This window comes from Sinorhizobium fredii USDA 257, assembly GCF_000265205.3.
In the GTDB taxonomy this organism is placed as follows: Bacteria; Pseudomonadota; Alphaproteobacteria; order Rhizobiales; family Rhizobiaceae; genus Sinorhizobium; species Sinorhizobium fredii_B.
In genome coordinates this window covers 1,940,046-1,958,538 of the sequence record NC_018000.1, presented here as the reverse complement: position 1 = coordinate 1,958,538, position 18,493 = coordinate 1,940,046, and the positions used below count along the sequence as shown (strand labels likewise).

16 protein-coding genes are annotated in these 18,493 nt (G+C 56.3%); all 16 read left to right on the top strand.

Annotated features, from left to right (window positions below; genetic code table 11):
• Nucleotides 1–126 precede the first annotated feature (126 nt).
• Nucleotides 127–1,071, top strand: coding sequence for an aminotransferase class IV (locus tag USDA257_RS09015; protein ID WP_014762612.1), 945 nt, complete (start codon nucleotides 127–129; stop codon nucleotides 1,069–1,071).
• Between the two features lie 96 nt (nucleotides 1,072–1,167).
• Nucleotides 1,168–2,283 carry a mandelate racemase/muconate lactonizing enzyme family protein gene (locus USDA257_RS09010; RefSeq protein WP_014762611.1) on the top strand — a complete coding sequence of 372 codons (1,116 nt, stop codon included), beginning with the start codon at nucleotides 1,168–1,170 and terminating at the stop codon, nucleotides 2,281–2,283.
• A 115-nt stretch (nucleotides 2,284–2,398) separates the two neighbouring features.
• On the top strand, nucleotides 2,399–3,313 hold the full coding sequence (locus USDA257_RS09005) for an acetamidase/formamidase family protein (RefSeq protein ID WP_014762610.1): 915 nt from the start codon (nucleotides 2,399–2,401) through the stop codon (nucleotides 3,311–3,313).
• Between the two features lie 81 nt (nucleotides 3,314–3,394).
• Nucleotides 3,395–4,183: an SDR family NAD(P)-dependent oxidoreductase gene (locus USDA257_RS09000; protein ID WP_014762609.1), complete on the top strand. Its 789-nt coding sequence runs from the start codon at nucleotides 3,395–3,397 to the stop codon at nucleotides 4,181–4,183.
• Between the two features lie 152 nt (nucleotides 4,184–4,335).
• Nucleotides 4,336–5,055, top strand: a complete 720-nt coding sequence (locus tag USDA257_RS08995; protein WP_041415064.1) for an ABC transporter ATP-binding protein — start codon at nucleotides 4,336–4,338, stop codon at nucleotides 5,053–5,055.
• 1,245 nt (nucleotides 5,056–6,300) lie between these two features.
• Nucleotides 6,301–7,509 (top strand): ABC transporter substrate-binding protein, encoded by a 1,209-nt coding sequence (locus tag USDA257_RS08990; RefSeq protein ID WP_014762607.1) that lies wholly within the window; start codon nucleotides 6,301–6,303, stop codon nucleotides 7,507–7,509.
• A 222-nt stretch (nucleotides 7,510–7,731) separates the two neighbouring features.
• Complete coding sequence (locus USDA257_RS08985) at nucleotides 7,732–8,487, top strand: ABC transporter ATP-binding protein (protein WP_014762606.1); 756 nt, start codon at nucleotides 7,732–7,734, stop codon at nucleotides 8,485–8,487.
• 9 nt (nucleotides 8,488–8,496) lie between these two features.
• A complete protein-coding gene (locus tag USDA257_RS08980; RefSeq protein WP_014762605.1) occupies nucleotides 8,497–9,411 on the top strand; it encodes a branched-chain amino acid ABC transporter permease in 915 nt (304 codons plus the stop codon).
• Nucleotides 9,411–10,508: a branched-chain amino acid ABC transporter permease gene (locus USDA257_RS08975; RefSeq protein ID WP_014762604.1), complete on the top strand. Its 1,098-nt coding sequence runs from the start codon at nucleotides 9,411–9,413 to the stop codon at nucleotides 10,506–10,508. Before USDA257_RS08980 ends, USDA257_RS08975 begins: the two co-directional genes overlap by 1 nt.
• A 33-nt stretch (nucleotides 10,509–10,541) precedes the next feature.
• Nucleotides 10,542–10,868, top strand: coding sequence for an NIPSNAP family protein (locus tag USDA257_RS08970; protein WP_014762603.1), 327 nt, complete (start codon nucleotides 10,542–10,544; stop codon nucleotides 10,866–10,868).
• 11 nt (nucleotides 10,869–10,879) lie between these two features.
• On the top strand, nucleotides 10,880–11,335 hold the full coding sequence (aroQ, locus tag USDA257_RS08965; protein WP_041414035.1) for a type II 3-dehydroquinate dehydratase: 456 nt from the start codon (nucleotides 10,880–10,882) through the stop codon (nucleotides 11,333–11,335).
• An 856-nt stretch (nucleotides 11,336–12,191) separates the two neighbouring features.
• Complete coding sequence (locus tag USDA257_RS08960; RefSeq protein WP_041414034.1) at nucleotides 12,192–13,385, top strand: ABC transporter permease subunit; 1,194 nt, start codon at nucleotides 12,192–12,194, stop codon at nucleotides 13,383–13,385.
• Between the two features lie 26 nt (nucleotides 13,386–13,411).
• Nucleotides 13,412–14,551: an ABC transporter ATP-binding protein gene (locus tag USDA257_RS08955; protein ID WP_014762600.1), complete on the top strand. Its 1,140-nt coding sequence runs from the start codon at nucleotides 13,412–13,414 to the stop codon at nucleotides 14,549–14,551.
• Between the two features lie 37 nt (nucleotides 14,552–14,588).
• Complete coding sequence (locus tag USDA257_RS08950) at nucleotides 14,589–15,353, top strand: SDR family NAD(P)-dependent oxidoreductase (protein ID WP_014762599.1); 765 nt, start codon at nucleotides 14,589–14,591, stop codon at nucleotides 15,351–15,353.
• A gap of 1,107 nt (nucleotides 15,354–16,460) precedes the next feature.
• Nucleotides 16,461–17,660 carry an ABC transporter substrate-binding protein gene (locus USDA257_RS08940; RefSeq protein WP_014762597.1) on the top strand — a complete coding sequence of 400 codons (1,200 nt, stop codon included), beginning with the start codon at nucleotides 16,461–16,463 and terminating at the stop codon, nucleotides 17,658–17,660.
• A gap of 76 nt (nucleotides 17,661–17,736) precedes the next feature.
• The gene (locus USDA257_RS08935) at nucleotides 17,737–18,492 is read left to right on the top strand and encodes an ABC transporter ATP-binding protein (RefSeq protein WP_014762596.1); all 756 of its coding nucleotides are present in this window, start codon (nucleotides 17,737–17,739) and stop codon (nucleotides 18,490–18,492) included.
• Nucleotide 18,493: the final 1 nt, after the last annotated feature.

Here is an 18,493-nt window from a genome sequence, read left to right as displayed (position 1 = left end):
GTAAAGAATAGCGAATTATGTTGTAATATATGCAGATCGGTGGTCGCGGGTTTGTAAAATTGCACCATTGTTGTCTGGAGAATATTATAGCTTGCGGCGAGTGTAGAATAGGAGAGGATGCCAATTATGGTCAGTGTCGACTACCGCGATAAGCCCGAAGAGGGCCAAGTTAATCAATGGTCTACAGGCGCGGCTTATCTCGATGGCAAATTCATGCCAATTGCGGAGGCGCGAGTCCCGGTGACAGACTGGGCTTACCGTCGGTCGGACGTAGTTTATGACGTCGTCAGTGTATGGGATGGAGTCTTTTTCCGGCTTGACGATCACATCGCACGGTTTCGTCGCTCGATTGAGCGTTACCGGTTTACGCCAAAGGAAACCGACGAGGAGATCCGCGAGATCCTGCACAAGCTGATGGCATTGTCGGGCTTGCGTAGTGCGTATGTCGCAATGGACTGCCTGCGTGGCCAAGCGGGGCATGGCATCCGGCATCCGGCCAAGGCCAGAAACTATCTTGCGTGCTACGCGGCGCCTTTCTCGACGCTCGTTCCCGCCGAAAAGATCGAGCGGGGCATACATATGATGATCTCGTCCACGCCTCGCATCCCGCACGAGTGCGTCGATGCCACTGCCAAGAACTTTCATTGGGGTGACATGAACATCTCGATGTTCGAGGCAGAAGAGAAGGGCGCGGATTTTCCGGTTCTGCTCGACCTGAACGGTAATGTCACAGAGGGCCCCGGTTTCAACGTGTTTATCGTTGTCGACGGAGTCGTCGCGACGCCGGACCACAATATGCTCGAGGGCATCAGTCGCCGATCCGTTCTGGAACTTTGCGAGGAGCTTGGCATCAAGGTTGAGGCCCGCAAGATCTCAGCCCAAGAGTTCCGCGATGCCGACGAGATTTTTGTAACATCGACCGCAGGCGGCGTGATCGGCGTAAGCCGGATAGACGGCCGGATCATGAACAATGACCGGCCGGGACCGATTAGCGAGAAGATTCGCGAGACTTACTGGAACAAGCGCAAAAGCGGCTGGCATGGCGAGCCTGTGCGGTACGACCAACGCTGAGGCGCCTGTGACGCAAAACTGAGTAAAGCCGCAGGTCTCCAGTGAATTTCGCCGATTCACCTGTGGCCAGATGCCAGATTGAGGAGGGCAGTACCGATGACGAGGGGCGGTATCAGGATCAACCGAGTGGAGCTCGCTGTTTGCAGGCTCCCGCTCGAAAAACCCGTCCTTCTCGGCTCGGTTCGGGTTGAAAGCCGCGACTACGTCTGCTTGCGCGTCGTGACTAACGCGGGGGTGGAAGGTTTCTCGATAGGATACAGGAGCGGCAGCAACTTGTTCGAGGCGTTGCAGATAATTGCGCCGCGCCTGATCGGGCGAGATGCCCTGATGCGACAAGCCTTCAATTTGGAGTTCGAGACAGCTCACATACCTGCAAGAGCAGGCTACGTCAGAGCCCTCAGCCTGATCGATGTCGCCCTTTGGGACATTGCGGCAAAAGCCGCCGGAATTCCCTTGTACATCTTGTTGGGTGGCTTGCGCACCGAGGTGCCGGCAATGCCTGTCGTCGGCTTTTCCTATGCAGAACGTGCGATAGCGGAAATCGAAGACGAGATTGAACGCCATTGCGGGGACGATGAGACCTTACTGAAGGTGATGATAAAAGGGCCGGATGTCGCAGCGAATACTAGATATATTCACGCCCTTGCCTCCAGGTTCGCCGGCAAGGCCAATTTGGCCGTGGATACTCACTGGTCGTGGCGGTCAATCTCTGAAGCGCTGGAAACGTGCAGGCGGATTGATGACTGCAATCTCGCTTTTATCGAGGATCCCTTTCTTCCGCAGCAATGGCGTCTCGCCGGTGAACTTCGGGCGAAGCTGAAGACACCGGTTGCCGTTGGCGAGGATGTCCTTGATCCTTATGGTTTCCTTGATCTTGTGCAAAATGTCGATGTCCTGCGCGTGGATGCAACAGGAAGCGGAGGTGTTATGGCAGCGATGAATGCGATAGCACTTGCGGCCGCTCACGGAAGACGGGTTCTTCCTCACGTGTTCCCCTATCTGCATCTCCACATTGCGTGCGCGCAAAAAACAGTCATGGCCGTGGAATACATCCCTGAACACACGGGGACTGACCCCATCCGAAAGCTTCTGACAGAGTTTCCGACCATAAAACGTGGAAAGTTCCAGGTATCAGACCAGCCTGGTGCGGGCTGCGCGTTGCAATGGACGGCGGTGCGCGAACACGCGGAATCAGCTTGTACATTCGAATGAGAGCCAAACCAGCCGCGCGAACGTCTTCATTCGGACACTGGATTTTGTGCGCTGCCTCTCCGGCGATCGACTTTAGCTCTCGAAGCCGCCCCGCAGCCTTAGATGGAGAACGCTGATGACAACGAAGGTGATTAAGAAAGAAAACTTAAAATATCAAATGACCACGGCGGACGAGTTTGTCGCTCAAATATCTCCTGGTGAAGACGTCACGGTCGAATGCGAAATTGCTTATAATGGCGGGCTTGTCACGTCGCTTGAAGCGGAGTTGAGCCTTGATGACTTCCGCTACCCCTTTTTCAATCCGCTAACCGGGCCGATCGAAGTCAAGGGGGCCAAAGCCGGTCAGATGATCTGTGTGCGAATCAAGTCCATGGAGCTGGACGAGATTGGGCTGACGGGATTGATGCCGCATAGTGGATTGTTCCAAGAGTGGATTTTCAACCGCGATAAAAAGTTCTCGAGGTTTAAGCCGGTTCGGATCGCAGACGGCCTCGTCCATTGGGACGAGAAGAGAACTCTTCCTGTGGCGCCTATGGCCGGTGTTATTGGCGTGGCTCCTGCCTACGGTAGCATCTTGAGCCTCGATAATGGGGAGCATGGTGGGAATATTGACGTGCAGGAGATGGGGCCGGGGTGCACCGTATATCTGCCGGTCAATGCGGATGGCGCCTATTTTTACATCGGGGACTGCCATGCCCGCCAAGGAGATGGCGAAGTCTGCGGCGTAGGCGCGATCGATGTCGGCGCACGTATTACGCTGGCAATCGATATCAAAGATCGGCCGACACGCATGACATGGCCCCGGTTTGAAGACGCGACGCATATTGGTACGGTCGGATTGGGTCGACCTCTCGAAGACGCGATGCGTGTCGCTTATCGTGAGATGATTTACTGGCTGGCCGATGAGTACGGTTTCTCCGAGCCGGATGCCTACATGCTGCTGTCGTCGATCGCGGAAGGTCGCGCGACTCAGATCATGAACCCGAAATCCACATATGTGTGCAAGGTAAGGAAAGACTTCATCAGCTAACGCGACACAGATGCGGCCCAGGGCCCGCTGGCGCGAAGGGTAAGCACGGGCCAAGTGTAAACGTGGTTAGGGAGGCGGAACTTGAAAATAGATCTTTCCGGCAAGACAGCCATCATAACAGGGTCGACCGCGGGCATTGGCCTTGCAATAGCAAAGGGCCTCGCCGCAAGCGGGGCAAATGTCGTCATCAACGGACGCAGCCAACAGGCCGTTGACCGGGCGGTGGCTGCTATAGGGGACATACAGCAAAACGGCTTGGTTGCGGGTTTTGCTGGTGATCTCGGATCGGCAGAGGGATGTGCCGGACTAGTCAGCGCTTATCCAGCCTGCGACATGCTGATCAACAACGTGGGCATCTATGGGCCCCAAGATTTCTTCGAGGCTTCCGATGCGTTGTGGGAGCGGCTCTTCGAAGTCAATGTCCTTTCCGGTGTTCGGCTTTCAAGGGCCTACCTGCCTGGCATGCAGAAGAAGGGTTGGGGCAGGGTCATATTCATTTCGTCTGAATCGGCTCTCAACGTTCCAGCGGATTCCATCCATTATGCCTTTACGAAGACGGGAATCTTGTCCATGGCGCGTGGGCTTGCCAAACGCATGGCGGGCACCGGCGTTACCGTGAATTCGGTTCTACCCGGCCCGACGGTGTCGGAGGGAGTGGCCGCCATGCTCGGAGCGGACGAGAATTCTGAAAGGTCCGTCGAGGCACTAACAACCGAGTTTGTCCTGAAAAGTCGGCCGTCTTCAATTATCCGCCGCGCGGCAACGGGCGAGGAGGTGGCCAACATGGTGGTGTATGCCTGCTCCATGCAGGCCTCGGCCACGACCGGCGCTTCGCTGCGGGTGGAAGGTGGGATCGTAGACTACCTGTAGCGCCCGCGTTGCTTCAGTGCGGGATGTAAACCAATGGCTGGTCAGAAGACCGCTTGAGTCCACCGCCTCCCTATGCAGGAAGGTGAACCGCGATACGATCGGGAATTCAGATGCAGATCCCGATCGTATCCTCGTCTAAATTGGAGAGTCGCATGCTCGAAGTCCAGCAGATCGTTGCGGGGTACGGTCGTCTCACTGCACTTAAGGGAATAGACATAACTGTCCGCAAAGGTGAAATCGTCTTCGTGGTGGGCCCGAATGGAGCGGGTAAATCCACACTCCTGAAGGCGGTTTCCGGTCTAATTTCCCCTGTGTCAGGTAATGTCTCCTTTCATGGCAAGAGCACCGCCGGGAATGCACCCGAGCGCATCTGCCGGAGCGGTCTGGCGCTTATCCCCGAGGGCAGGCACATATTCAAGACGCTAACCGTACAGGAAAACCTGCTCGTCGGTACGCTGGTGCGGAAAAATTCCGCCGAAGTGAGGGCGGATATGGAGATGGTGCTCGATACCTTTCCCATCTTGCGAGAACGTTTCAACGGCGTTGCCGGTCACCTTTCAGGGGGAGAGCAGCAACAGCTTGCGATCGCCCGGGCCATCCTGCAGCGTCCTTCCCTGTTGATGATTGACGAGCCTTCCCTTGGCCTGGCTCCGCTGGTAATAGACCAGGTCTATGAGAGCTTGCGCCAGTTGAATCAAAACGGATTGACGCTACTGATCGTAGAGCAGTCCACGCAAAGAATAATGGAACTCGCTAGCCGTATATACGTCCTTCGGAACGGTAACGTGGTGCTGGAAGGCACACCGGACAAACTGACGGACGGACGTGACTTGGATGCGGCATATTTTGGTTTCGTATCTGACGCGGCATAGACCGCTTGATGCCTGGGTAAACCCGTGGCGATGAAGGCGGAGACGCTTCGGCCGTTCTTTCCGGCGTAGGCCAGCGCGTTCCATAAATTGGACCCGGCACCTCTGCCATGTGGCGGGATAGAATCTCGATGACGGCGGCCTTGATCCACTTCATGGGCGTCCGAGATGATGCGCCCGCCATGCCGGCCATGCGGCAACGTTCGAAAAAGCGCGGGAACTAGCTGCCGGGGCGAAGCGTCGTGATATGCAGTCCCACGGTCCAGACACGCGTCTCCTAGTCGCGCTCGCGGTAGCCGGTGCGGTGGATAAGCCGAAAGATGTTCCGTCGCAATAGGTCGCGCCCGTCTTCACGCCCACGTCCAACGCCACCATTTCTCGGCTGCAAAGGCGATCATCTCCGGCAGCAACCGCGTCCCCGGTAGTCTCAACAAGCAAGCGCAGGTTCATCAAATCGTCGGCCATCGGTGGTCTCTTCATCAGGTTTATCCGGCCCGACCGGAAAAACACTGATCGCTACCGCTCCTACCGCACCACTTCCCAGGACGTCATCGAGGGATGCGCTGGTACGCTCACGCGACAACAGGAACGCCTGTGCTCGCGCGCATTGGGGAAAGCGTTCAATGGCAGGCGGGCTCCTTGGTTTGGCGCTGGAGCATCGGCAGTTTTACCGCCTTCGCTAGCGATATGATGGCCTCGCTTGCTTTGCTTTCTCGGAGCAGTCGCGGACTGAACAGCTTCACGATCCATTCGACCGAGCATCGACAGCAGCCAGGGCCACGGAGGCTTTTGAGCCCCAGGACAATTGTCTGGGCAAAACCAGTCTGACCGTCGCGGGTTAACTGGTCCTTTCATTTTCGTGAATTTTGGACCTTTCGTCTGCCAGATATCGCTATATCCTCCCCTAAACAACCTGAGTTTCTTATAAAAACGAACCAGGGCAAAAGAGGGTGAACTACCAATGGTGAGACTTGAACCGACTTGTTTCTCAGGCTTCAAGCCGCACGGCGGTTGTTAAAATTCCACCCTCAAGTAGCGTTTCAAAAAATCGGCCAATGAGGCATGTGTGCGCTGGAAGTGCCGTTCTTGCGGCCGTTCTCGGTGACGATCGTTTGAAGCTTGTCGATGATCGCATCGCAGTCATTTTGTGATGGCGATAGTGGCGTCGCTGAAGAGGTTAGGTGTCGTGCGCAGCTTGCACGACACGCGGCAACTCAAATCTTAACAAACGAAAAGGGGGATACGACGATGAAATTGAACATGCGACCTATTGTGCGTCTAAGCGTAAGTGGTCTGGCGATTGCACTTGCAGGCTGGGCCTCTGTTGCTCAGGCGGAGGAGCCAATCAAGGTGGGGTTTGCGACTGCTCTTTCGGGTTGGCTCGCGGCCTACGATGAAGAGCCGCACAAAGCGGCGGTCCTTAAAATTGAGGAAATCAACAAGGCCGGCGGACTGTTGGGGCGTCAGATTGAATACAACGTGATCGATACGAAAACCGATCCAACCGTCGCCACCAGTGCTGCGGCCTCCCTTGTCGATTGGGGCGCCAATGTACTTATCGTGCCTCCCGACTACGACATGGGCTCTCCGGCCGCTCTGGTCGCACAGAACGCGGGCACCATCGCCATCTCGACCGGTGCGAGCGACCCCAAGATGGGCGCACAGGGCGTTGGTCCGTATGTGTTCACGGCGCACACTGCCGGCCAGGCCGCGGGCATCGTCATGGCCGAATACGCCTTCAAGAAGCTGAACATGAAGACCGCCTACATGCTTGAGGATGTTTCCATGGAGGCCACGAAGTCGTCATGTGCGGGCTTCGTCGCGGCCTGGAAAGCCGCTGGAGGCTCACTTTCGGGAAGAGACACTTTCCAAAAGGAAGACCCATCCATCGCCGCTCAGATAACGCGAATTAAGGGACTGCAGGAGGAGCCTGACTTCATCTTCATGTGCAGTTCACTACCTGAAGGTCCCTCTGCGGTTCGCCAGATCAGAGCTGCGGGAATTGATTTGCCGATTTTGTCGGATACTGGCATGAGCGGCAATTTCTGGCTCAACGGGGTTCCCGGACTGAAGGACTTTTACGTACCCACGCTGATGTCGATCAACGGCGGTGACCCGCGTCCGGAGATCAATGCCTTCCTTGAAAAATATAAGGCTCGCTGGGGCGCCCTGCCCATCACGGAGTTCTCGGTTCTGGGCTATTGCGCAATCGAGCAGTGGGCGCGGGCAGTGGAAAAGGCGCAATCCGTTGAATCGGACGCGGTCCTGGCGGTGATGAACCAGTTTCGCGATGAGCCCATCACGTGTGGACCCACCTCCTACACCGATCAGATCCACATCCAGGTCAGCCGTCCGCAACTCATCATGAAGGTCGAGAACGGGGCCTTCCGTCCACAAGAATTGTACCGCAACGAGTTCGTACCGGATCTGAAACTGCTTCTGAGAAGCGGTCAGTGAACCCGAGTTGGAATAAGCGCCGCGCGCAGCGACCTATTGCGCGCGGCAGCTCGGCGGTGACGCAGTTTCTCGCCTGGAGAAAGTCCGCATGCACACGGCGCCGTGTTTGGGTGTCTTTCTCGCATGGAGCCCGAAGCGCGGTCACTCCAGATTTGGTGTGCCATCCCCGGTTATGACCTAGAGAGCGGCGCTCATTTAGATAGCGGAGATTGTAGTACAACGATGACGAAGGCTCGTAAGGAAAAGCTTGAGGCGAAGGACATACACGTCGTTTTCGGCGGGGTTCGGGCGCTCAGTGGTGTTAATCTCGCCCTGCGTGCGGGTGACATTTTGGGGCTGATCGGCCCAAATGGCGCAGGCAAGACCACTATGGTCAACGTCTTAACAGGCTTTCAAAAGCCCGCGCCCGGCGCCGTCGTTGTCGACGGAGAAGACATTTCGGCATTGTCAGCGCGCAAGATGGCACAGTTCGGCATCGGACGGAGCTTTCAATCGGCACGGCTGTTCCGTGGACTTACGGTAACGGAAAACCTGGTTGTAGCTGGGCTTGGCATTGGCTTGTCCCGCAGGAGCGCTGTCGCGCAGGCAGAAGATATATTGAACTGGGTCGGTTATCGACACGGCCCCGACCACAGGTGCGATTCACTGCCGTATAGTGACGAACGTCGGATAAGCATCGCTCGGGCGCTCGCACTACAGCCCTCTTTTGTCCTTCTCGATGAACCCGCTTCCGGCATGAATGATCAGGAGTGCGAGCAACTTATGGAGACAATCGTCAACATCCCTCGTCGCTTTGGGTGTGGCGTCATGCTGATCGAACACAATATGCAAGTCATTATGGGCGTCTGTCATCGGATACATGTGCTCGACGGCGGGAAGAGCCTTGCTGAAGGCACCCCGGACGAGATCAGGAAAGATCCAAACGTCTTACGCGCTTACCTTGGAAACAAGGGCTCACACAAAGATGCAATCATTTAGGGGCTTACCGTGACCAACTTTGTGCAAGTACTGATTGATGCCATCGCTCTCGGGAGCCTATACGCCCTTGTAGCGCTTGCAATCGGCCTAGTGTTTGGCGTGATGCGGCTTATCAATTTCGCTCAAGCCGACTACATCGTGGTGGGCGCCTATTCGCTTGTCATTCCGTCGACCTCCGCTGTGCCGGCTTTGCTGTTCGGTGCTTTGCCGTCAGTGGCGATGATATTCTGCGTCACTCTCACAGTGACATTACTCGCATTGTTGACCGAACGGCTCGCGTTCCGTCCCTTGCGAAATACCGACACAACCACGCTGCTCATCTCCTCGTTCGCGGTAAGCTATTTTCTGCAAAGCTTGATCCTGATGTTCCATGGCGGGCGCCCCAAAACCATTAGTATCGGAGAAGGGCTTACCAGCGCGGTCGAAATCTTCGGTATCCGCATTCCGGGCGTACAACTGGTAACTATGGGGGTCGCGCTAACACTCCTGATCGCCTTGGTTCTGTTTCTCAAGAAAACTCCGCTTGGCGTCCAACTCCGGGCTGCCGCCGAGAATTTTCAGATGGCACGTCTGCTCGGCGTACCAGCCAATCGTGTGATCGCGATCGCCTTTGCTATCAGTGGCATCCTGGGTGGCACCATCTCACTGTTGTTCGTGATCCAGACTGGCACACTGGATATCCGAATGGGCCTAATGCCGACCGTCTATGCGTTTTTTGCAACCGTGATCGGCGGCATAGGGTCTTTGCCAGGCGCCGTGCTTGGTGGCTACATCGTCGGAATCGTAAGCGTTCTTTTGCAGGCATACCTGCCGGAGGAGGTTCGCGCCTTTCGGGATGCCGGAGTGTTTACGTTGGTCATCCTGATACTTCTCATTCGGCCCCACGGCCTGATCGTGACAAGTGCTGCTAAGGAAAGAGTCTGATGCGTCGTGTCCAACTAATCCAACGCTTCTACCCAGTTCTGGCGTTGATAATCCCGTTGCTGATCGTGGTACTCGTCATCGAAGTGTTTGGCTCGCCAGGCACCCAGCGAGTGACGACAGAGGCTCTGATACGCCTCGTATTTGCGGTCGGACTTTACATCTTTGCAGGTAACTCTGGCATCGTGTCCTTTGGACATATGGCATTCTGTGCGATTGCTGCCTATGCAACGGCATGGCAGACCTGTTGCGCATTGATGAAGCCGATCACGATGACGGGCTTGCCAGCGTTTGTTCGGGACAATACGTTCCCGCTTTTTCCAGCAGCAATGACGTCGATTGGCCTCGCGGCTGGAGTCGCATTCTTGTCAGGTTTAATACTGATGAGGCTCTCCAGCCTTAGCGCATCGATCTCGACGCTTGCCCTCCTGTTCATTCTCAACGTTATCTATTCCAATTGGGTCAGCGTCACCATGGGTAATTCCACAATTGTGGGGTTGCCAGTTTACGTGACGGCGTGGGGAGCTCTTTCGGCTGCCGTCCTCGTCATTGTGATTGCGTACCTATTTCAGAGGTCGCGCTGGGGCCTGATGCTGAGAGCGACGCGTGAGGATGAGGTGGCCGCGGCAGCCTCAGGCTTGTCGCTCTACTGGACGCGCCTTGCCGCTTTCACGTTGTCCGGCTCTGTCGCCGGACTGGCTGGTGTTCTGTTTGCGCACTTCACCGGGACAGTCTCAATCGGCACATTCTTCCTGAGCCACACGTTTCTAATCGTGGCGATGCTGGTGGTGGGCGGAATGCGAAGCCTCGCCGGCGCGGTGGTTGGTGTTACGGTCATAAGCGCGGTGACTGATGTGTTTCGACGCGCCGAGGCCGGTTTCTCCATCGGGTCTATCGATGTCGCAATCCCTCCCGGATCACAGGAGTTGATACTCGCAACTCTGATGCTCTTGATCCTGATATTTCGAAAGGATGGCATCATGGCAGGCCGTGAGTTCACGTGGCCAGGACGTTCGAAGGAAGGCCACGTCCGTGCGCCGCTCGTCACGCCGACAAAAGACCCGGCGCAAAGACTGTCCGCCTTACCTCCGCGGCCATAAGCCAGGCTAACCTAAAATAGAAGGAGCAAAACCATGATCCACGAACTCCGAGTTTATCACACTGCGCCGAAGAAATTGGGGCAAGTTGTTCAACGATTCGAGAAGCATACGATTGAGATTTTCAAACGTCTGGGGATCAAGCCTGTTGGTTTTTGGACTGTGGCAATTGGTGAAGCCAATGACCAATTGATCTACATGATCGAATGGGAGAACCTGGCCGAGCGCGACCAGAAATGGGCGGCCTTTCTCAAGGACGAAGAATGGCAAAAGGTCTGGGCAGAAACCGACAAGGACGGGCCACTTGTCAGGTATGCTTCTAATCAGATTCTGCAGCCTGTCCTGGCGCAAGCAATCTTGTGAGGGGGTATGCGATGGCATCGTCTATTGTCGTACTGAACGGACCTTCCTTGAACCTGTTAGGCAGCCGAGAGCCTGAGGTTTATGGAACGACAACGCTGCAGGACATTGAGGCTATGTGCCGAGAGCGGGCAGCGCGACATGGCCTCGAAATGCTTTTCTTCCGCCAAACTAATCATGAAGGTTTCCTCATAGACTGGATTCAGGAGGCGAGAGACAGAGGTGCTTCGGTGGTGGTCAACCCCGGTGCTTGGGCGACTACATCGGTTGCGATAGCTGACGCCCTCAAAATAGTGGAGGAGCCTGTCATAGAGGTTCACATTTCAAATATTCATAGCAGAGAGCCCTTTAGGCATAGTTCCCACGTCTCCAGGGTGGCCAACGGCGTTATTGCAGGCCTAGGGTTTCGCAGCTACCTCTATGCGATCGATGCGATAGCCGATATCCAGGCCGTTCGTCGCGTCCCATAATGGTATGCGGGTTGCTTTCAAACGCAAGCAAGGGCGGCCTCCGCGCCGCCTAAGCAAAAACCCATGGTGTAATCGTTGATGTTGGTGGCTATTCGCTGTTGGGTTCGACGGCTGGCCAGAGTAATCCATTCGGAGTTGGGTGCCCCAGACGCCAATTTGGGGAAAGGATGAAATCGGCAGTTCTCCAATGTGAGACGGTCGGACAGTTTCCGGCAGACGACTGACGTTGTGGCGACGACTAGTGCTAGGCGTAGTTCGACGTCCTCGGTCGGTACTTATGCCGGCAGGAAATACTACAATCGCAAGCGTCTCAGAATCTAGTCGGGGACCTCGTAGGCAGATTGGAAAGCCCCTGTTTCCTAGCTGGTCCCTGCGCGAGACCGGTTTCGGAGCCGAGGACATGGAGAGGAGAGTAGATATGTCCAGAGGACTTCCAGGTTTTCTCCTTACCGTTCATTTCGGCCTTACGGTTCCAAATTTAGATGAAGCAATAGCCTTCTTTGATGCAAAGCGTCGGGTAGCCGTTGCAGTTGGCGGGAGACTGCTTCACACGAGCCGAAACGGAAGGGGTCCCATAGGCCCCTGAGGCCCTTTTCCCCGAAAGATTGAGGAATCGTGATCGGGGGGGGACGCTCGGTTCCCATTGTCGCGCCTCGAGATCCAGCGAAACGTTTGCTTAAATAGCCCCGAGCTTCGCGCAGACACCTTCGGGTTATGTTTTCTGTTGCCGCTCGAACGCGACGGCAGCATTCCATTTCTTACGTCCTTATATACGGCGTTGAAAATTCCCTTATGTAATCGTTGACATTCCCGCGCTATGCCCCTTTGTATACGTTAACATTCGAATGACCTATAAATGGTTATTTCGGCTTTTATTGCGCTGGAGCGCACGAATCCAACCATTCTGGAGGCGGCAGCGGATCTGGGCGCACGCCCTTGGCAGGGACTCTTTTATGTGACTCTGCCTGTGGCTCGAACGGGTATTATCGGTGGTTTCGTTTTCAGCACTATCACAATCTTGGGCGACTATGTGACGCCCCAATTGATTGGCGGGACCGATGGATACCTCTATTCAAATATCATCCAGCGTCAGTTTGGTTCCTCGGTTCAATGGGGTTTTGGATCAGCGTTGGCGTTAATTCTCCTCGTCATCGTTTTTGTGCTCCTGCTCGTGCTCCGTCAGGTGACAGGCGGAGCAGCCCAGATCGGAACGTTCTCACGCCAATTCAATCCATCCAGATCGCCCGTGCTCAAGGCGTACGCAATCGCATTCCTCGCATTTCTCTACACACCGATCGGGCTTCTCCTCGTGCTGGCCCTCAACGACAACACGTCAATCGGCTTCCCTTTTAACGGCGTCACACTCCGCTGGTTTGCGGCGATCCTGGATGATCCACTTCTCCTGGAAAGCCTGCGCAACAGTTTGATCGTAGCGTTCGCGTCTGTCAGTATCAGCGTCGTTCTCGGCACGGTTGCGGCGGTACAACTCGCGAGAAGTTACGGCCGATGGCGTCAGGCAAGTTTGGCGATTATCTCCGTTCCGCTTTTTCTCCCGCCCATGCTGCTTGGACTTGCGATCATCATCGGCCTCAATGCTCTCGGCATCGAACGTGGGCTCTGGACGATTATCACCGGCCACACCATTCTCTGGCTGCCCGTCGTCACCTTACTTGTGCTGATCCGTCTCGAAGGTCTCGATCCAAACCTCGAACTGGCGGCCATGGACCTCGGAGCGCCCCCGGTGACGGCTCTGGTGCGGGTTTCGGTGCCGCAAGCCTTGCCAGGTATAGTGGCCGCCGCATTGATTTCCTTCGCCTTATCCATGGATGAGTTCATCCTGACAGCGCTTGTGACTGGCGCTGACAGCACCCTCCCGCTTTATATATTCGGTCAGTTGCGTTTCAATGTAACGCCTGCGGTGGTGGCGTTATCAGTGACGCTTGTCCTTGTGTCGTTCGCTCTTTTGATAATGGGCGCGCTGCTTGCGACACGGGGTAAAGGTGGTCCGTCGGTGCCTGCGCCTAATGCCATCCAAAACGTTTCCCAGTGATTTCCAAAAACACAAGGATTGAGACAATGTCCGTTGCATTGCGATGCTCGAACCTGTCAAAACGCTACGCCGGACAGCAAGGTCCAGCTCTCGGGGAAGGGAGCAACGGCATCTCCTTCGAGGTGGAGAGGGGGGAACTCTTTGCTTTGCTTGGCCCAAGCGGGTGCGGCAAGACCACCACTCTTCGCATTATCGGCGGATTTGTCGAGCCTGATGCCGGAACTGTGTTCATCGACGGAAAAGATGTGACTTTTGCGCCGCCATATAGGCGTCCGACGAACACCGTCTTCCAAAGCTATGCACTATTTCCCCACCTGAGGTTGGGTGCCAATGTCGCCTTTGGATTGAAAATGACTGGCGCTCGGCGCTCTGAACAAGATCACCGGTCGTCTCAGGCGCTTAGGATGGTGGGCCTCGGGGGGCTTGAAAATCGGAAAATCTCCGAACTGTCGGGCGGACAGCAGCAACGGGCGGCGCTGGCCCGCGCGCTCGCCAATGGGCCGTCGGTGTTGCTCTTGGATGAACCGCTCGGCGCCCTGGATCTAACCCTTCGTCGCCAAATGCAGGAGGAACTCGTCACCTTGAAAAGGGAGACGAACACGACATTCATCCATGTCACGCACGATCAGGAAGAAGCCTGCGCAATGGCCGATCGGATCGCAATTATGGATCGCGGGCAGATCGCACAGATTGACACTCCGCAAATGCTCTACCGCAACCCCCGCTCGACCCACGTGGCTCGGTTCATCAATCTGGGTACGATCGTAAAGGGATCCACCCGCCGTGATGGAGTTCATGCGCGCCTGGAGGCTTTGGGGATTGTCTTGGAAGGACGAGTGCAGCCGGCCATCCCGCAGCATTCGCGCTTGGCAGCAGTGTTGCCGCGCGGTCGAGCGCGACTTTCATCGGGTGCTCCCACAGGGGCCACAAACGAGATCAAGGGAACGGTGGAACGCGCGGTGTTCACCGGGCTGAACTACGAGCTGCTTGTTCGGTCGGAGAGTGGTGCGCTTCTCAATGTATCTGCAGCCGCCGAGGTGTTTGGTGTTGCGGATAAAGGTCGAGCTGTCGTGCTGAGCTGGAGCCCGGATGACGTCCTGTTCGTCGAGGACACCGATGATCCCCAACAAAATAGTTCGCCTTACGAACCGCCGCAAGCGAGCTGAACACCAGCATCAGTTAATGTAGAAAGGAAATTTCCAAGTGGGCGTTCTTCAAGACAAAGTTGCCATCGTGACCGGTGCTGGAAATGGCATCGGCAGGGCCACCGTTGAGAGATTTCTGCGCGAGGGTGCGAAGGTTGTTGCATTTGATCGCGCAGTGGAAGCCAGCTCGCCCGATCCTCGGCTCACGTGGGTGCAAGGTGACGTAACCGTTGCGGCAGATATCGATCGCGCAATTGAGGCCGCACGCGCGTTCAACGGGCTCGATATTTGCGTCGCCAATGCCGGGATTGGTAAAATCGAGGATTTCATTCACGGGTCTCGCGAGTCCTGGATGCAGGTTATCGACGTCAATCTTATTGGCGTGATGATGACGCTCCGTGCAGCCGCTAGTGTAATGGTGGAGGCAGGCAAGGGAGGGCGACTGCTCGCAACGTCATCGATTGCCGGTCTACGAGGTGAGGGACACGCGCCGTCGACAGCGTATGCGGCTAGCAAGGGCGCCGTCATGGCTCTTATGAGGGCTATTAGTATGGAACTGGCGCGATATGGCATTACCGCCAATGCCGTGGCGCCCGGTCAAATCGACACGGCGCTTAATTTCTCCGATCTCGAAGTCATGAGCGCACGTTTCGGTCGCGATGCACACGACTTCCGCGACGAATTTCTTCAATCCACGGTTCCGATGCGCCGAATGGGCGTCCCGGCAGAGGTAGCAGGTCTCTTCACATATCTTGCATCTGACGAGGCCTCGTTTGTTACTGGCACCACGTTCCGGATCGACGGTGGGGAGTTGGCAATCTAGACAATAATCCGGCTAAAGCCGCAGGCTAGGCAGCCTGATGTTTGTCAAGACTTCGGTGGCTGCCAGGTTCACGGGAGCAATTGCTCGAGCCTCGTAGTCGGCGTGTAGGCGATACGACCGAAAACGACGGCAAGCCAAGCCTGCGTCGATCTTCATTTGAGCTTGGCGGATCCCATCAGCGTCGGCCGGCGTTAGTGGCAATAGCCGGCCGCGCGCTTGCCCCGACCGCCGCGGTCCATCTGCCACAGCGAGCTTGAAGTTTGTGCTGAATTGGAATGGGCGCCGCGGAAATGAACCGTTCAATGCTGATGACGAGCTCTCTGCGGCGGTTACAGGGAAGATGCGTATCGAGCTGGCTCCGTTATTCCGTTTGGTGAGACCTTGCGCGTCGTTCTTCCTGTGCAATTCGAGCGTCCGGCGCTCGCCAATCCTGGGCGCGCTTGCGCACGGTGGCATGCGTTTTGGTTGGATCGAGAGGTAGGAATTCCGGCCAGCACTTTCGCCGCCTGCCGGCACGGCTTCATGCCTCCCAGTCGTGCTGTCATTTCCATCGATTCGAGCGTCGTCTTATCGGGACAGATTTCTTTCAGCGCTTCGAAGGCGCGGGCCATCCCCGAGTGGCAATCCCGCACCGCACTCGGCGGGGATTGCGCGCCTCGACCGTGCCGAGGGTTTGGGTCTGGCGCGGCGAAACGTGTGACGATCCGGGCAGACCTGACGAAAGAGGGGGACGAGGTCGGGCCAGCGGTTTACCACCGCGCAGTGCAGCGCCGCCATGATCGTCTCGCCTTCTTCGATCGGCAAGCCGATCTCTGCGTGGAACAGGCGCTCCCAACTCTTGTCAATTCCTACCCCGCGACAGCAACCTCGCCGAACTCGTTTTCTTCCCCCTGGATCGCGATCGTCCAGCCGCTTCCACAAACGATGCGGAAGAGCAGGTTGGCCGCGCGGTCAATCCAAGCAAGAGAGCTCCCGCTGCGTCGCGGTTTCACCTCAGATGAGAACCAGCTGATGTCCTCATTGCGCATTTGACAAGAACGTGAACCTGTGGTGACATACTGAAGAACGGGACGAAGTTCCGTTTTTCAGGACTAAGGGAGGTAGTCGATGTATTTCACGGCACGTGGTTGGGGGCTTGGCGCGCTTCTTGGGGCAGCGTTCGCGGCAAGCGCCTTCGCGCAGGATAAGGAGCCGATCAAAATCGGCTTCGCGATTGCTCAGTCTGGATGGATGGCAAACTACGACGTAGGGCCGTTCAAGGCGGCTGTGCTTAAGATTGAGGAGATCAATAAGGCTGGTGGTCTACTTGGCCGCCAAATCGAATACCGGGTTGTCGACACCAAGACCGACCAGACGCTCGCGGGAACGGCGGGCGCATCGCTCCTCGACTGGGGCGCGGAAATGATGATTGTGCCGACAGACTATGATTACGGCGCTCCGGCGGCGCTGGCGGCCCAAAACGCCGGCATTATTGCCATTTCACCCGGTGCAGGCGACCCGAAAATGGGTGTGCAGGGAGTGGGCCCGCTGGTCTTTACGGCGCATACCGCCGCACAGACCCAAGGCATCGTCATGGCTGAATATGCCTACAAAGTCATGGGTCACCGAAATGCTTATGCTCTCGAAGACGTATCAATCGAATATAGCAAATCGGGATGCGCGGGTTATCGCGCTGGATGGAATGATCTGGGTGGGAAACTCCTCGGTTCCGACACGTTCAAGAATGACGATCCTTCGATCGCTTCACAAATCACCCGCCTCAAGGGTCTCGGGACGGCTCCTGATGTCATCTTTCTCTGCACCTACACCCCGGGTGGAGCATCCGCGATCCGCCAGATCCGCGCCGCTGGTATAGACACCCCGATCGTCTCGTTGACCGGCATGACCGACAATTACTGGCTCGGCGCACTGCCCGATCTCAAAGAGTTCTACATTCCCGCAATCATGTCGCTTTATGGAGACGACCCGCGCAAGGAGATCGGAGAGTTTTTGACTGCCTTCAAGCAGCGTTGGAACGAAGATCCAACCTCGTCATTCGCCGTGCTTGGCTACAGTTCGATCGAACAATGGGCGCGTGCGGTCGAAAAGGCCGGAACGACGGAATCGCAAGCGGTTCTTGCCGTGATGAACCAGTACAAGGACGAACCTTTCACCGCTGGTCTGACGACTTATACCGACCAGCTCCATATCCAAATCAACCGGCCTCAGCTTATCATGAAGGTTGAAAACGGTTCGTTTCGGGCGGTGGAAATGTTCAGGAACACCTTCCTTCCCGACATGAAGCTCCTTTTCCGCGTAGGTCAATAGAGGGGCGAATGTCCGACTGTGTCCGCCCACGCGGGCGGACACAAGATTTTATGACGGCACCTCGTAAGGTGGAGCTATGGGTCAACGTAGGAAACAGGTCCTTGAGGCCAAGAACATACATGTTGCTTTCGGTGGCATCAAAGCGCTGCGCGGTGTCGATCTCACTCTACAGGCCGGGGATATACTGGGACTTATTGGGCCGAACGGGGCCGGCAAGACCACTATGGTCAATGTTCTCAGTGGGTTCCAACGCCCAAGTCCCGGCGTCGTTAGTCTCGATGGCGAAGATGTTTCGGCACTGTCGGCAAGAAAGATGGCGCAAGCAGGTATTGCACGCAGTTTTCAAGCCGCGAGGCTTTTCCGCGAGTTGACGGTGCTGCAAAATCTTACCGTCGCTGGTCTCGGCATTGGTCTGTCGAACACGTCTGCCACGGACCAAGCCCGAGATATACTCGAATGGATCGGTTATAACCGAGGACATGATCGCCTCTGCCATTCACTGCCTTACAGCGACGAAAGACGTATCAGCATCGCACGCGCACTAGCCGTACAGCCGTCATTTGCACTGCTCGATGAGCCCGCTTCCGGCATGAACGATCGAGAGTGCGAGCAGCTAATGGCGACCATTACTGGAATTCCGAAACGCTTCGGATGTGGCGTGCTGCTGATTGAGCACAACATGCAAGTCATCATGGGTGTCTGTCAGCGGATCCACGTTCTGGACGGCGGCAAGAGCCTGGCAGAAGGCACTCCAGAACAGATCAAGATGGATCCGAATGTGCTGCGCGCATATCTCGGACACAAAACCTCTCGCGCAGATGCAGTAATATAGG